General features: G+C 71.8%; 13 protein-coding genes. 5 read left to right on the top strand and 8 right to left on the bottom strand.

Translation table 11 applies throughout. The annotated features are described in order from the left end of the window. Positions 1-3 precede the first annotated feature (3 nt). Positions 4-1,266 carry an SGNH/GDSL hydrolase family protein gene (locus OG379_RS15045; RefSeq protein WP_405662978.1) on the bottom strand — a complete coding sequence of 421 codons (1,263 nt, stop codon included), beginning with the start codon at positions 1,264-1,266 and terminating at the stop codon, positions 4-6. A gap of 153 nt (positions 1,267-1,419) precedes the next feature. On the opposite strand from OG379_RS15045, the gene OG379_RS15040 reads away from it, so the two are divergent. Further along, a complete protein-coding gene (locus OG379_RS15040; RefSeq protein ID WP_393766686.1) occupies positions 1,420-2,745 on the top strand; it encodes a DUF445 domain-containing protein in 1,326 nt (441 codons plus the stop codon). Between the two features lie 148 nt (positions 2,746-2,893). Here the strand turns inward: OG379_RS15040 and OG379_RS15035 are convergent, their stop codons facing one another. After that, on the bottom strand, positions 2,894-3,199 hold the full coding sequence (locus OG379_RS15035; protein ID WP_405662975.1) for a hypothetical protein: 306 nt from the start codon (positions 3,197-3,199) through the stop codon (positions 2,894-2,896). A 109-nt stretch (positions 3,200-3,308) separates the two neighbouring features. Then, positions 3,309-4,757, bottom strand: coding sequence for an argininosuccinate synthase (gene argG / locus OG379_RS15030; protein WP_362926923.1), 1,449 nt, complete (start codon positions 4,755-4,757; stop codon positions 3,309-3,311). Between the two features lie 133 nt (positions 4,758-4,890). Here argG and OG379_RS15025 point away from each other — a divergent pair, with 133 nt between their 5' ends. Next, complete coding sequence (locus OG379_RS15025) at positions 4,891-5,418, top strand: hypothetical protein (protein WP_405662973.1); 528 nt, start codon at positions 4,891-4,893, stop codon at positions 5,416-5,418. A gap of 9 nt (positions 5,419-5,427) precedes the next feature. Here OG379_RS15025 and OG379_RS15020 read toward each other — a convergent pair whose 3' ends face one another. From OG379_RS15020 to OG379_RS15005, 4 genes are all read right to left on the bottom strand, one after another. Next, positions 5,428-6,207, bottom strand: coding sequence for a DeoR/GlpR family DNA-binding transcription regulator (locus OG379_RS15020; protein WP_405662970.1), 780 nt, complete (start codon positions 6,205-6,207; stop codon positions 5,428-5,430). 29 nt (positions 6,208-6,236) lie between these two features. Continuing rightward, complete coding sequence (locus tag OG379_RS15015; protein WP_405662968.1) at positions 6,237-7,079, bottom strand: ketose-bisphosphate aldolase; 843 nt, start codon at positions 7,077-7,079, stop codon at positions 6,237-6,239. Positions 7,080-7,225: 146 nt separating this feature from the next. Then, a complete protein-coding gene (locus OG379_RS15010; protein WP_405662966.1) occupies positions 7,226-8,071 on the bottom strand; it encodes an excalibur calcium-binding domain-containing protein in 846 nt (281 codons plus the stop codon). A 254-nt stretch (positions 8,072-8,325) separates the two neighbouring features. Next, the gene (locus tag OG379_RS15005; protein WP_405668515.1) at positions 8,326-9,147 is read right to left on the bottom strand and encodes a helix-turn-helix transcriptional regulator; all 822 of its coding nucleotides are present in this window, start codon (positions 9,145-9,147) and stop codon (positions 8,326-8,328) included. A gap of 231 nt (positions 9,148-9,378) precedes the next feature. On the opposite strand from OG379_RS15005, the gene OG379_RS15000 reads away from it, so the two are divergent. The 3 genes from OG379_RS15000 (at position 9,379) to OG379_RS14990 (ending at position 11,727) form a co-directional block, all read left to right on the top strand. Beyond that, on the top strand, positions 9,379-10,074 hold the full coding sequence (locus OG379_RS15000; protein ID WP_405662964.1) for an SDR family oxidoreductase: 696 nt from the start codon (positions 9,379-9,381) through the stop codon (positions 10,072-10,074). A gap of 66 nt (positions 10,075-10,140) precedes the next feature. Continuing rightward, positions 10,141-10,626: a GNAT family N-acetyltransferase gene (locus tag OG379_RS14995; RefSeq protein ID WP_405662962.1), complete on the top strand. Its 486-nt coding sequence runs from the start codon at positions 10,141-10,143 to the stop codon at positions 10,624-10,626. Between the two features lie 168 nt (positions 10,627-10,794). Beyond that, positions 10,795-11,727, top strand: a complete 933-nt coding sequence (locus OG379_RS14990) for a Ku protein (protein WP_405662959.1) — start codon at positions 10,795-10,797, stop codon at positions 11,725-11,727. 141 nt (positions 11,728-11,868) lie between these two features. Here the strand turns inward: OG379_RS14990 and ligD are convergent, their stop codons facing one another. Next, positions 11,869-12,828 carry a non-homologous end-joining DNA ligase gene (gene ligD, locus OG379_RS14985; protein ID WP_405662957.1) on the bottom strand — a complete coding sequence of 320 codons (960 nt, stop codon included), beginning with the start codon at positions 12,826-12,828 and terminating at the stop codon, positions 11,869-11,871. Positions 12,829-12,848 lie beyond the last annotated feature (20 nt).

Below are 12,848 nucleotides of genomic sequence, written 5' to 3'. Positions count from 1 at the left end.
GCCTCAGAAGGTGTCGGCCTTCGGCGTCCCGTCCACGGCGCCGAGGTCGATCGCGTGGCCCAGTGCGTTGTAGCCGGCGTCGTTGAAGTGCAGCCGGTCTCCGGAGTCGTACTCGGGCAGGATCCGGTTGGGCGCGTAGGGGTCGCGTACGGCGCGGTCGAAGTCGACGAACGCGTCGAAGATCCGGCCGGAGCGGATCTCCTTGTTGACGGCCAGACGCACGCTGTTGCTCCGGGGCGACCAGGTGGAGTAGCCCTGGAAGGGCGTCAGGGTCGCCCCGACGACCCGCAGCCCCTGGGCGTGGGCGCGCTCGGTGAGGGCGCGGAGCCCGGCCGTGATGCGCTGGGGGTCGGGCTCCTGGGGGTACTGCTGTACGTCGTTGATGCCGAGGGCGATGATCACGGTCTTCGCTCCGGCGACGGACAGGACGTCGCGCTCGAAGCGGTGGGCACCGCTCCGGCCGCCCACGTTCCTGACGCCGTCCACCGTGAGCGGGCTGTCGCGCAGGAGCCGGTTGCCGGCTATCCCCTGGTTGGCGACGCCGTAGGCGTGCCGCAGCCGGTCGGAAAGGACGTCCGGCCAGCGGGTGTTGGCGTCGGTCGTGGAGCCGCTGCCCGCCGTGAGGGAGTCGCCGAGCACGACGATCGATCCGGGCGACGCCTCGTTGCGGACGTCGACGGCCGTCAGGTAGCGCCACCGGGTGGTGCTCCAGGTGCCCCGGCCGTCGGCCAGGTAGGACGTCTGGTGCGCGTTCTGGTGCTGGGTGACGGGCCCGCCGCCGGACGGGGTGCGGAGAGTGACCTCCAGATCGGCGTCCGGGGCGACGGGCACCACGACCGGGTCGCTGACGACCTGGAGGCCGGCGGCGACGGTGACGGTGGGCCGGCCGCGGAAGGTCACCTGGCGGGTGTTGACGGTGGCCTGGTCGATGACGAGCGGTGCGGCGCCGAAGAGGTTGGACAGCGTGATGCGGGCGGCGTCGCCGCCGACGCTGGTGTGCACGATGTTGCGGATGGTGCTGCCGGGGTAGCCCTGTGCGGAATTCGGCTCCGCACTGACGGGAGCCGCGGTCCAGGTGGCGACCCAGGTGCCGAGGGAGTTGGCCGGTGCGGCGGGATTGCGTGCCGCCGCATGGGTCTGGGAGCCGCTCAGCGGTTCCTGCCTCTTCGCGGCGATGAGCGATGTACCGAACGCGACGGCGGCGGCGAGCGCGACGGTGCCTGCTACGAGGGCGATGAGCAGGGCATACCCCTGGCGCCTGGGCATCTGTGGTGGTTCTCCTTGCGGTGTCCGGCCCGGTGTTCGGGTCGCTCTCATGATGCGACAGGCCCTGGGGAACTCGACGTGCGGCCCAGGAGTAGGTGAGGTAGGGACAATGCGTACGGCACTGGGTGACGTGTACGCGGACGGGTGGAGCGGATGGAACAGGACGCGGGACAGGGATCGGTATCCGGGGCGGAGGGCCGCGGGTCCGGACTGGGCGGGTTCGCGTACACGGCCGCCGATGAGGAGAAGCGGCGCGGTGTGCGCCGTATGAAGACCACCGCCACGGGTCTGCTCCTGCTCGTCGCGCTCGTGTACGTCCTCGCCACCTGGGCGAAGAACGCGGGTGTGGGCGGCTGGCCGGGCTACGTCGCAGCGGCCGCCGAGGCGGGAATGGTCGGTGCGCTGGCGGACTGGTTCGCCGTCACGGCGCTGTTCCGGCGTCCGCTCGGTCTGCCCATCCCCCACACCGCCATCATTCCCACCAAGAAGGACCAGTTGGGGGCATCACTCGGTTCCTTCGTGGGCGAGAATTTTCTCTCCGGGGACGTCGTTCGTGACCGAATTCACGCTCTGGGGGTCGGCAAGAGGCTCGGAGCGTGGCTGGCGGAGCCGGAACACGCCGACCGGGTCACCGCCGAGCTGGCCACCGCGCTGCGCGGTGCGCTGACCGTGCTGCGGGACTCCGATGTGCAGGCGGTGGTCGGGGAGGCGATCACCCGGCGGGCGGACGCGGTGGAAGTCGGGCCGGGGATGGGGAAGATGCTGGAGAAGATCGTCCAGGACGGCGGTCACCGCAGGGTCGTCGACCTCGTCTGCGTACGGGCGCACGACTGGCTGGTCCTGCACGGTGACTCCGTGATGGACGCGGTACAGGGCGGGGCACCCGGCTGGACGCCCCGGTTCGTCGACAAGCGGGTGGGGGAGCGGGTCTACAAGGAGCTGCTGCGCTTCGTCACGGAGATGCGTGACATGCCGGGCCATCCGGCGCGCGGCTCGATCGACACGTTCCTGACGGACTTCGCGTCCGACCTCCAGACCGACAGCGACACCCGCGCCCGGGTGGAGCGGCTGAAGTCGGAGATCCTGGGGCGCGGTGAGGTCCAGGACGTCATCGCCTCCGCCTGGTCCTCCGTCCGTACGATGATCATCGCGGCGGCCGAGGACGAGCGGAGCGAGCTGCGGATGCGGGCCCGGGCGTCGCTGATCTCCCTGGGCGCCAGGCTCTCCACGGACGAGCGGCTGCAGGCGAAGCTGGAGGGCTGGCTGGAGGACGCGGCGGCGTATGTCGTCACGACGTACCGCACGGAGATCACCTCGCTGATCAGCGACACGGTGGCCGGCTGGGACGCGGACCAGACGTCGAAGAAGATCGAGGCGCACATCGGCCGTGACCTGCAGTTCATCCGGATCAACGGCACCGTGGTGGGTGCGCTGGCCGGCCTGGCGATCTATTCGGTGTCACACGCGCTGGGAGGCTGACCGGAGACGTGCCCGTTCTGTCGGACGGGCACGCCCCCGGGTCACGCGGGGAGTTGCTCTTCAGTACGCACCCCGCGGCGCCCGTGTTCAATCCCTGGGGCCGGACTTTCTCGGAGACGCCGCCGCGCGCGGCTGCTCCCCGGTGGATCTATCGGGTGCCGCGCCGGGTGACCGCCCACGACGCGGCGGCGACGCCGCCCGCCACGGTGAACACCGCGGGCCAGGCGCCGAGCTTCTTGGCCAGGGGGTGCGAGCCGGCGAAGGCGGCGACGTAGGCGGCGGTCAGTGCGGTGGCCGCGCGGGACCCGGCCTGCCGGTTCCACTCGTACGCCGCCACCGAGCCCGCGGCGGCCAGCGCGACGCCGCCCAGCGGGCGCTTCCCGGTCCAGCGGGCGATTCCGTACCCGCCGACGAGTCCGCCCGCCGCCACTGCCGCTGCCGGGACCTTCGTCATTGCCGCCACCTTCGCTTTCCTGCGTCTCCGTCGGCGTGACCGCCGAGAATCCGAGGATAAGGTCCCGGTCCGGCCGGCCGGTCAGCCGGTCGGCCGGCGGGCCGGGAGGTCAGTCGGTGCCGGACTCCATCGCGGCGCGGTCCAGCAGCTCGTCGTCACGGGAGACCTCGCCGCGCGAGGCGATGGCCTGCGCGCCGCCCTCGGACATGGCGCCGATCAGGCCGGTCGCCGCCGCCTGCGCGGCGCCGATCAGCGAGGGCTGGGTGGTGCCGACGAGGCCGAGGCCGGCGAACTGTTCGAGCCTGGCGCGCGAGTCCGCGATGTCGAGGTTGCGCATGGTGAGCTGGCCGATGCGGTCCACGGGGCCGAACGCCGAGTCCTCGGTCCGCTCCATCGACAGCTTGTCCGGGTGGTAGCTGAAGGCGGGGCCGGTGGTGTTGAGGATCGAGTAGTCCTCACCGCGCCGCAGCCGCAGCGTCACCTCGCCGGTGACGGCCGAGCCGACCCAGCGCTGCAGCGACTCGCGGACCATCAGGGCCTGCGGGTCCAGCCAGCGGCCCTCGTACATCAGCCGCCCGAGGCGCCGGCCCTCGTTGTGGTAGTGGGCGAGGGTGTCCTCGTTGTGGATCGCGTTGACGAGGCGCTCGTACGCCGCGTGCAGGAGGGCCAGGCCGGGCGCCTCGTAGATGCCGCGGCTCTTCGCCTCGATGATGCGGTTCTCGATCTGGTCCGACATGCCCAGGCCGTGACGGCCGCCGACCGCGTTGGCCTCCATCACCAGGTCGACCGGGGTGGCGAACGTCTTGCCGTTGATCGTCACCGGGCGGCCCTGGTCGAAGCCGATGGTGACGTCCTCGGTGGCGATCTCGACCGAGGGGTCCCAGAACCGGACGCCCATGATCGGGTCGACGGTCTCCACGCCGGTGTCGAGGTGCTCCAGCGTCTTCGCCTCGTGGGTGGCGCCCCAGATGTTGGCGTCGGTGGAGTACGCCTTCTCCGTGCTGTCGCGGTAGGGCAGCCCGTGGGCGACCAGCCACTCCGACATCTCCTTGCGGCCGCCGAGCTCGGTGACGAAGTCGGCGTCGAGCCACGGCTTGTAGATGCGCAGGTGGGGGTTGGCAAGGAGGCCGTAGCGGTAGAACCGCTCGATGTCGTTGCCCTTGAACGTGGAGCCGTCGCCCCAGATCTGCACGTTGTCCTCGAGCATCGCCCGGACCAGCAGGGTGCCGGTGACGGCGCGTCCGAGCGGCGTCGTGTTGAAGTAGGCACGCCCGCCCGAGCGGATGTGGAAGGCTCCGCACGCGAGCGCTGCCAGGCCCTCCTCGACCAGTGCCGCCCGGCAGTCGACCAGGCGCGCGATCTCGGCGCCGTAGGCCTTCGCGCGGCCGGGCACCGACGCGATGTCGGGCTCGTCGTACTGGCCGATGTCGGCGGTGTAGGTGCACGGGACGGCACCCTTGTCGCGCATCCACGCGACCGCGACCGAGGTGTCGAGGCCGCCCGAGAAAGCGATGCCGACGCGCTCGCCGGTGGGCAGGGAGGTGAGAACCTTAGACATAGGAAGAGTATGCACTCGATTGTATGTATATGCAAATGGGTGCGTGGCTGCCGTTTCGGACCTGGCTCGGGCCGAGCGGGCGCGTCCGTGAGGGCGGCGATAAGGTTCCGGTCCAACACGACGAGGGGGCCTCATGTTGATCCGTACCGGCCTGCGTGCCGCGGTACCGGCCGTAATTCTGGGGGCGCTGCTGGTCGGCTGCAGCGCGGCGACCACCACCGACGGGCCGGGCGGTGACCTCCCGTACGTGGACCCGTCCGCGGCCGAAGCCGCGGCCGACAAGGCGCCATCCCTGATGCCCACGCCGTCACCGACACCCACGCTGATCATCCAGGAGGACCCGAACGCACCCGAGCTGGTCCGCGACGCCTTCGCCGGGCTCCAGGCGACGCTGGACGACACCTGCACGCCCGGAGCCGGCGACTGCGCCTACTTCCTGGATCGGGTCGACGACGAACTGAACGGCCTGGACAAGGCGATGAAGGCGGACAAGAAGGGCCCTGGCCACTTCAAGGAGCCCATCGCCTGGATCGGCACGCTGCGCACGACGCTGGACGGCGACGTCTCCACCCCGAACCTGGAGAAGCACCGTACGGAGCTGATCGGCACCCGGGACCGCATCAACACGTGGATGCAGGGCCACCCGGAGGACTACCGCTGACCTGCGGGGTCACACCCGCAGGACGTCGATCCCCAGGGCGGTGAACTCCTCGACGACGTCCTCGGGCGCGTCCCGGTCCGTGACCAGCACCGACACCGCGCCGGTCTCGCACACCTGGGCGAAGGCCCGGCGCCCGAGCTTGGAGGAGTCGGCGACCACGATCACCGTGCCGGCGCACTCGGCGAGGGCACGGTTGGCGCCGGCCTCGGACTCGTCGTGCGTGGCCGCGCCGAACCGGGCGTGCACGGCGTCCACGCCGAGGATCGTGTAGTCGAGCGCGAGGCCGCGCAGGACCGAGTCGACCAGGGGGCCGACGAGCTCGTACGAATTCGGCCTGGCCACCCCACCGGTGACGACGATCTTCACCTGGGGGCGGACCGCCAGCTCGTTGGCGATGTTGATCGCGTTGGTCACCACGGTCAGCGCCACGCCCCCGCCCGACGGCTCGGGCCGCAGCGCCAGCTCCCTGGCGACCTCGGAGGTCGTCGTGCCGCCGTTGAGGCCGACGGTGGAGCCCGTCGGGATCAGCTCGGCCGCGGCCTTCGCGATGCGCTGCTTCTCGTCCGCCCTGCGGGCCGCCTTGTAGCGCAACGGCAGGTCGTAGGCCACGGCGCTCACCACCGCACCACCCCGGGTGCGGGTCAGCAGATTCTGCCGGGCGAGCTCGTCCAGGTCGCGGCGGACGGTGGCGGCGGAACAGCCGAGCTGTTCGGCGGCGTCGAGTACGTCGAGATGGCCCTGGTCGCCGAGGATCTCCAGCAGCCGGGTCCACCGTGTGTGTGCCGCCACCGGATCCTCCTCGCTCGCAGCTCACAAGCCTATCGTCCGGGCCGCGCCAGGACGCCCAGCAGGCGTGCCACCTCCACCGCGACCGCGTCGCGGGCCGGGCCGAGATAGGCGCGGGGGTCCGCGGCCTCGGCGTGGGTGTCCAGATAGTCGCGGACGGCCCGGGTGAACAGCTTGTTCAGGTGCGTGGAGATGTTGACCTTCGTCATGCCGGCGCCGACCGCCGCCGCGAGGCCCGTGTCGCCGACCCCCGAGGAGCCGTGCAGGACGAGCGGGACCCCCACCGTGTCGCGGAGCCGGGAGATGAGCGCGAAGTCGAGGACGGCGTCCCGGGTCAGCATCGCGTGCGAACTGCCCACGGCCACGGCGAGCGCGTCGACGGCCGTGGCCTCCACGAACGCCCGGGCCTCGTCCGGGTCGGTACGTACGCCGGGGGCGTGCGCCCCGTCCTTGCCGCCGATCTCGCCGAGCTCCGCCTCCACCCAGACGCCGTGGCTGTGGCAGTAGGCGGTGATCTCGCGGGTGGCGGCGACGTTGTCGGCGTACGGGAGCGCCGATGCGTCGAACATGACGGAGGTGAAGCCGAGCCGGACGGCCTCGCGCACCAGCTCGGCCGACTCGGCGTGGTCCAGATGCACGGAGACCGGCACGCCCGCCGCCCGGGCGACGGCGAGCGAGGCGAGCCCGATGGGTTCGAGGCCGCCGTGGTAGCGGGCGGTGTTCTCGCTGACCTGGAGGATCACCGGCAGCCCGGCGGCTTCCGCCCCGCCCGCGATGGCCTGCGCGTGTTCGATCTGCACGACGTTGAAGGCCCCGACGCCGGTCGCGTCGGTCCGGGCGCCGTGCGTGATGACACCGGTGGATATGAGCGGCATGGGCGTCCTTCGCGGATGCGGGCTGCGTGAACCCAGGCGAATGGTGCTCGAAGTTGCTCATTTATAGCCTGTTTGAAGCAGATTGGAAAAGAGCAGCCGCCTGCGGAGGGTTCCGGAGGCGGCTGCCGAGGTGCTGACGGGGGGATTTACTCGCAGGCGACTCCGTCGCCGTCGCGGTCGAGGTGGGATCCGTACCCGGGGTCCCCTCGGTGGATGGGGGCGGCCCCTGCGGCGCGTACGGCGGTGCAGTTGGCGTACGAGACGTCGCTCCCGCCGGTGGAGCCCCCGCCCGAACTCCCGCCTGTGGAGCCTCCGCCTGACGATCCGTACGGCTCGCAGCCGACTCCGTCGTCGTCACGGTCCAGGTGGGCGGCGTAGCCGGGGTCGCCACGCCGGACCGGGGCAGCCCCGGCGGCTCGTGCGGCGTCGCAGTTCTCGTAGTACACGGAGGGTGCGGCAGGCTTGGTGGCCTTCGCCTTCGGGGCCGGCGTGACCGTCGGCGTCGGCTTCGGCGTCGGGGACGGGGTGGGCTCGGAGACGGTGATCCGTACGACGGCGCTGTCGCCCGCCGGGCCCTTCCCCTTCACCGCGACCTCGTACGTGAACTCGTCCTCTCCGGCGTATCCGGCCGCGGGGGTGTAGACGAGCGTGGTGCCCTCGGCCGTGACGGTCCCGTGCGGGGTCGGGCTCTCCACCGTGACGGTGAACTCGGCGGGCTCGTACGTGTCCAGGAGCGCGGCGTCGGTTCCGTCCTCCAGCGTCACGAGGTCGTTGTCCAGCGCCTCGATCGCGATCTCCTGGCCGCGCTCCACGCTCGCCGTGTCGTCGGCGAGCGCGAGCGCCCGCTCGGCTGAGGGCGACGCGGACGCCGCCGCGGGCTTGGCGTCCTGACCCGTGCCGCCGCCGTCGCCCCCGCATCCCGCCAGAGCCAGTGTCAGGACCGCGGCCCCCGCCGACATTCTGAGCCTGCCGTTCGTCACGCGTGTGTTCATGTGCCCCCCAAGGCGCTTCCGTGCTGCTGTGCGGTTGAGGGGGTGATGCTCGCAGCGGTGTTCCGGTGGGGTGGTGGCTTCCACGAGAAGGAGGCGGAATTGTGATGAAAATGTGGAGGAGGAGTGAAGGGTGCTGGAGGGGTCGGCTTGTGTCAGGGGCACCGCTCGTCGTCGGCCTGCTCGACGTGGTTCGTGCACTCGCGACGGTGTCACCGGCGAGCAGCGCCGGCCGGTGGGCGTGTCACCCGTCCGGATCAGGTCATGGCCTGGGTGCCGATGACGGCGAGCAGGCCGAGCCGGGCGGCGTCGTCGCTGCCGGGGGCCGCGGTGTACGCGACGACGCGCAGGTCGCTGCCCGCGGCGACCAGGACGTCGCAGTCGAGGGTGAGCGTGCCGATCTCCGGGTGGACGATCGCCTTGGCGCCGGACCGGTGGATGCCCACGATGCCCGAGTCCCACAGGCCGGCGAAGGCGGTGCTGGTCTCCCGCAGGTCCTTGACCAGTGAGCGCAGCCCCAGGTCGGCCGGGTAGCGGGCGGTGGCAGCCCTGAGGTCGCCCACCATCGTCGCCTCGAAGTCCGCCTTCTGCTCCGGTGTCTGGCGGACCCGGCCAGGCAGGCCGGTGAAGTGCCGCCAGATCATGTTGCGTTCGCGGCCGCGCAGAGCGGAGGGGTCGCCGAGGAGGGCCGCCCAGGACGGGTTCCATTCGACGAGGTTCCAGGCGGCGTCGTGGACGCTCAGCGGGGCGCCGTTCAGCTGGTCGAGCAGTCGGCGGAGCCCCGGCGGGATGTGGTCCGAGATGTGGCCGGGACCGGGCTCGGGTTGTCCCGCGAGCAGGTACAGGTAGGTGCGTTCGGCCTCCGAGAGGCGCAGTGCGCGGGCCAGGGAGGCGAGGACCTGCGGTGACGGGGATGTGGCGCGGCCCTGTTCGAGGCGGGTGATGTAGTCGACGGAGAGGGCGGCGAGCTGGGCCAGTTCCTCGCGCCGGAGCCCCGCCGCCCGCCGCACCCCGCCGGCGGGCAGCCCGACCGTGGCCGGGGAGATCCGGTCCCGCCAGCCGTGCAGGGCCTTGCCCAGATCCCTGGAGCCCGGGTCGCCGGACGGGTGCCCGGACGGGGCCTTGGACGGGGTCTTGGAGGGTGCGGATGGTGCGTCCTTGGATGCGCTCACCCCTCCAGTATCCGCGCGGCCCCGCCGCACAGCCTGGTACTGCCGGTCCACCCGCTGAGGCGGGCACTCCCTGTCCGCCGGCGGCGCGAGCAGGGTGGAGGCATCACCCCACCGACCGCCGAACACGGGAGCGCCACCATGACCATCACCCTCATCACCGGAGCGAACAAGGGTCTCGGCTACGAGACCGCCCGCCGCCTCATCGAGGCCGGGCACACCGTCTACGCCGGGGCCCGCGACGCCCGGCGCGGCGAGGAGGCCGCGGCGCGGCTCGGTGCGCGCTTCGTGCAGCTCGACATCACGGACGAGGACTCCGTCGAGGCCGCCGCCGCCTTCGTGACGAAGGACGCGGGCCGGCTGGACGTCCTGGTCAACAACGCCGGGATCGTCGGCGCACGCAAGCCGGTGGGCGAGGTGACCGGGGCGGACATGCGGAGCACGTACGAGACCAATGTCTTCGGTGCCGTGCGCGTGACCAGGGCCTTCCTGCCGCTGCTGGAGGCCGGGAAGGACCCGGTCGTCGTGAACGTGTCCAGCGGCCTCGGCTCGCTGGCGGCGACGAACGACCCGTCCCGTGTCGAGTTCACCGTGGCGGCGCTCGACTACAACTCGTCCAAGACCGCGCTGGTCATGGTGACTTCGCAGTACGCGAAGGCCTTCCCGGGCATCAGGTTCAACGCCGTCGACCCCGGTTACACCGCCACCGACCTCAACGGCCACTCGGGCCCCAAGACGGTGGAGAAGGGCGCGGACATCATCGTCCGTATGGCTCTCGTCGGCGCCGACGGCCCGACCGGCGGCTTCTTCGACGAGGACGGCCCCGCCGCCTGGTGACCCGTGTGCCGGCCCGGGCGGGGAATTCCATGGCCCGGCGCCCGGGTCCGCCCGTACGGTGCGCGTATGACTGCGCAGCTCCGCCTGGAAAAGGTGACCTCGGACAACGTCCTCGACGCGTGCCGACTGAAGGTCGCCCCCGAGCAGGAACGGTTCGTCGCCCCGGTCGCGCGGTCGCTGGCCGAGGCGTACGCCGATCCGGACAAGGCCTGGCCCCGGCTGGTCTACGACGGTGACCGGCTGGTCGCCTTCGTGATGGCCTTCTTCGACGTGCGTTTCGGGCTCGGTGGCCCCACTGATCCCGAGAACCGGCTCCGTTCCGGACTCTGGCGGCTGGCCGTCGCCGCGGACGAGCAGGGCAAGGGGTACGGGCGCTTCGCCGTGGACGCCGTCTGTGAGGAGATCCTCCGGCGCGGACAGAAGCGCGTGACGGTGACCTGGGGGCAGGGGGAGCACGGTCCCGAGGAGTTCTATCAGCGGCTCGGCTTCCACATGACCGGCGAGATGAGCGAGGACCAGGTGGTCGGCGAGATGGACCTGCCGCGCGGCTGACCGGCAGCTCCCCCGGGTGATCCACATGCGGTCCGGGGGCGGGGGCGCGAGGATCGTGATTACGGGCGGTGGCCCGGCCGCGCCTCGGCCCTCTCGGGTCGGTTTCTCCCTTCCAGGCGCTCCGGTCCGCCTCCCGGCCAAGCCACCAGGGGGGTATGGAGGTACTGGATGCCGCGGCCCCTGTGGACAGGAGCGATCAGCTTCGGGCTGGTCACGATCCCGATCAAGGTGGTCTCCGCCACCGAGGACCACTCGATCTCCTTCCACCAGTACCACCAGGAGGACATGGGCCGGATCCGCACCCGGAAGGTGTGCGAGATCGACGGCAAGGTCCTCTCGCAGGACGAGATCGGCAAGGGGTACGAGGTCGCCAAGGACCGGACCGTGCCCGTCACCGACGAGGAGCTCGACCGGATGCCGCTGCCGACGGCGAAGGCCATCGAGATCGTCGCGTTCGTCGAGGCCGACAGCATCGACCCCGTAAGGATCAGCGACAGCTACTACCTCGCGGTCGACGGGCAGGTCGCGGCGAAGCCGTACGCCCTGCTGCGCAAGGCGCTGGAGCGCAGCGACAAGGTCGCCGTGGCGAAGTTCGCCTGGCACAACCGTGAGCGGCTCGGCCTGCTGCGGGTGCGGGAGGACGCGATCGTGCTGCACTCGATGCGCTGGCCGGACGAGATCCGCAGCCCGGAGTCCCTCGCCCCCCGCGAGACGGAGCTCGACGAGGACGAGATCGAACGCGCCGTGCAGCTCACCGACAGCATGGCCCTGGACGACATCTCCGGCTTCCGTGACCGCTACCGGGAGGCCCTGGAGGAGCTGCTCGCGGCCAAGTCCGAGGGCAAGGCGCTCCCGGCGGCGGCAGGGGAAGAGGAGGAGGAGCCGGGCAAGGTCATGGACCTGATGGCCGCGCTGAACGCCTCGGTGAAGGCGGCCAAGGAGACGCGGGGCGAGGACGCGACCGTGCACGAGATGAAGCCAGGGAAGTCCCGCGCCCGGAAGAAGGCCGCCCCTGCGGCGAAGAAGACGGCCTCCAAGAAGACGGCGGCCAAGAAGCAGCCGGCGAGGAAGACGGCGGCGAAGAAGCGGACCGCCTCCTGAGCGTCGCCCGACGACCTCGGGTGGCGGCCGGCCCCGTTACCCACGCGGCATGGGGTTGGCGGCCGGTCCCGTCACCCACGCGGCATGGGGTTGGCGGCCGGCCCCGTCACCCACGCGGCATGGGGTGACGGCCGGGCCCCGTCACCCGATGTCGTCGGGTGCCAGGTCCGGGCGGAGCCGGTGCCAGGAGGGCTGGCGCAGCTTCCCCGCCTTCGTCCGCGTCGAGTACCGCACCTCGCCGACCAGCCGCGGCAGCACCCAGCGCGCCCCGGCCACCGGGGGCGTCTCGTCGAAGGGGCAGGTGTCGACCGCGGCGACACGGAGCAGTTCGGCGAGCCTGGTCCGTTCGGCGTCGCTCCACCCCGTCCCGACGCTGCCCGCGTAACGCAGACCGCCCGGATGCCGCTCGCCGACCAGCAGCGCGCCCGGCAGGCCGCCGAGCCGGCCGCGTCCGGGCACCCAGCCCCCGACGATCACGTCCAGCGTGCGGGCGTGGCGGATCTTGATCCACGTGCGGGAGCGGACCCCCGGCTCGTACACCGAGGTCAGCCGCTTCGCGATCACGCCCTCCAGCCCGGCCTCCCGGGTCATGGTGAGGGCCTCCTCGCCGTGCCCCACGACCACCGAGGGCGTCGACCAGCGCGGTCCGTCCAGCGCGAGCTCCTCCAGTGCCGCCCGGCGCTCGGCGTAGGGCGACGGCACGAGGCTCCGGTCCCGCAGGAACACGGCGTCGAACAGCACCAGGTGCGCCGGCACCCGCTGCGCCATGCGGGCTGCCTTCGCGGGAGACCCGGAGAGCCCCATCCGCGACTGCAGCCGCTCGAAGTCGCTGCGCCCCTGGTCGTCCAGCGCGACGATCTCGCCGTCCAGTACCGCCGGTACGCCACCGAGCGCGGGCCCGAGCGCGGCCAGGTCCGGATACGCGGGGGTGATGACGGCCCCCGACCTGGCCAGCAGCTCGACCGATCCATCCCCCGGCAGATAGACCATGGCGCGCTGGCCGTCCTGCTTCACCTCGTACGCCCACTGCTCGTCGACGGCGGCCGACGGCAGGTGGCCGGGGGTGGCGAGCATGGGGGCGATCCGGGGCAGAGGGGCCATGACAGCAGCTTCTCAGCGGT

The sequence above is a fragment of the Streptomyces sp. NBC_01166 genome, from assembly GCF_045039765.1.
Classification (GTDB): Bacteria; Actinomycetota; Actinomycetes; order Streptomycetales; family Streptomycetaceae; genus Streptomyces.
This window is presented reverse-complemented; position numbering and strand designations above follow the sequence as displayed.

Bases quoted from the DNA above. Each gene is read 5' to 3' on its own strand.
- OG379_RS15045 (WP_405662978.1), bottom strand. From the start codon at position 1,266: ATGCCCAGGCGCCAGGGGTATGCCCTGCTCATCGCCCTCGTAGCAGGC.
- OG379_RS15040 (WP_393766686.1), top strand. From the start codon at position 1,420: ATGGAACAGGACGCGGGACAGGGATCGGTATCCGGGGCGGAGGGCCGC.
- OG379_RS15035 (WP_405662975.1), bottom strand. From the start codon at position 3,199: ATGACGAAGGTCCCGGCAGCGGCAGTGGCGGCGGGCGGACTCGTCGGC.
- argG (WP_362926923.1), bottom strand. From the start codon at position 4,757: ATGTCTAAGGTTCTCACCTCCCTGCCCACCGGCGAGCGCGTCGGCATC.
- OG379_RS15025 (WP_405662973.1), top strand. From the start codon at position 4,891: ATGTTGATCCGTACCGGCCTGCGTGCCGCGGTACCGGCCGTAATTCTG.
- OG379_RS15015 (WP_405662968.1), bottom strand. From the start codon at position 7,079: ATGCCGCTCATATCCACCGGTGTCATCACGCACGGCGCCCGGACCGAC.
- OG379_RS15010 (WP_405662966.1), bottom strand. From the start codon at position 8,071: ATGAACACACGCGTGACGAACGGCAGGCTCAGAATGTCGGCGGGGGCC.
- OG379_RS15000 (WP_405662964.1), top strand. From the start codon at position 9,379: ATGACCATCACCCTCATCACCGGAGCGAACAAGGGTCTCGGCTACGAG.
- OG379_RS14995 (WP_405662962.1), top strand. From the start codon at position 10,141: ATGACTGCGCAGCTCCGCCTGGAAAAGGTGACCTCGGACAACGTCCTC.
- OG379_RS14990 (WP_405662959.1), top strand. From the start codon at position 10,795: ATGCCGCGGCCCCTGTGGACAGGAGCGATCAGCTTCGGGCTGGTCACG.
- ligD (WP_405662957.1), bottom strand. From the start codon at position 12,828: ATGGCCCCTCTGCCCCGGATCGCCCCCATGCTCGCCACCCCCGGCCAC.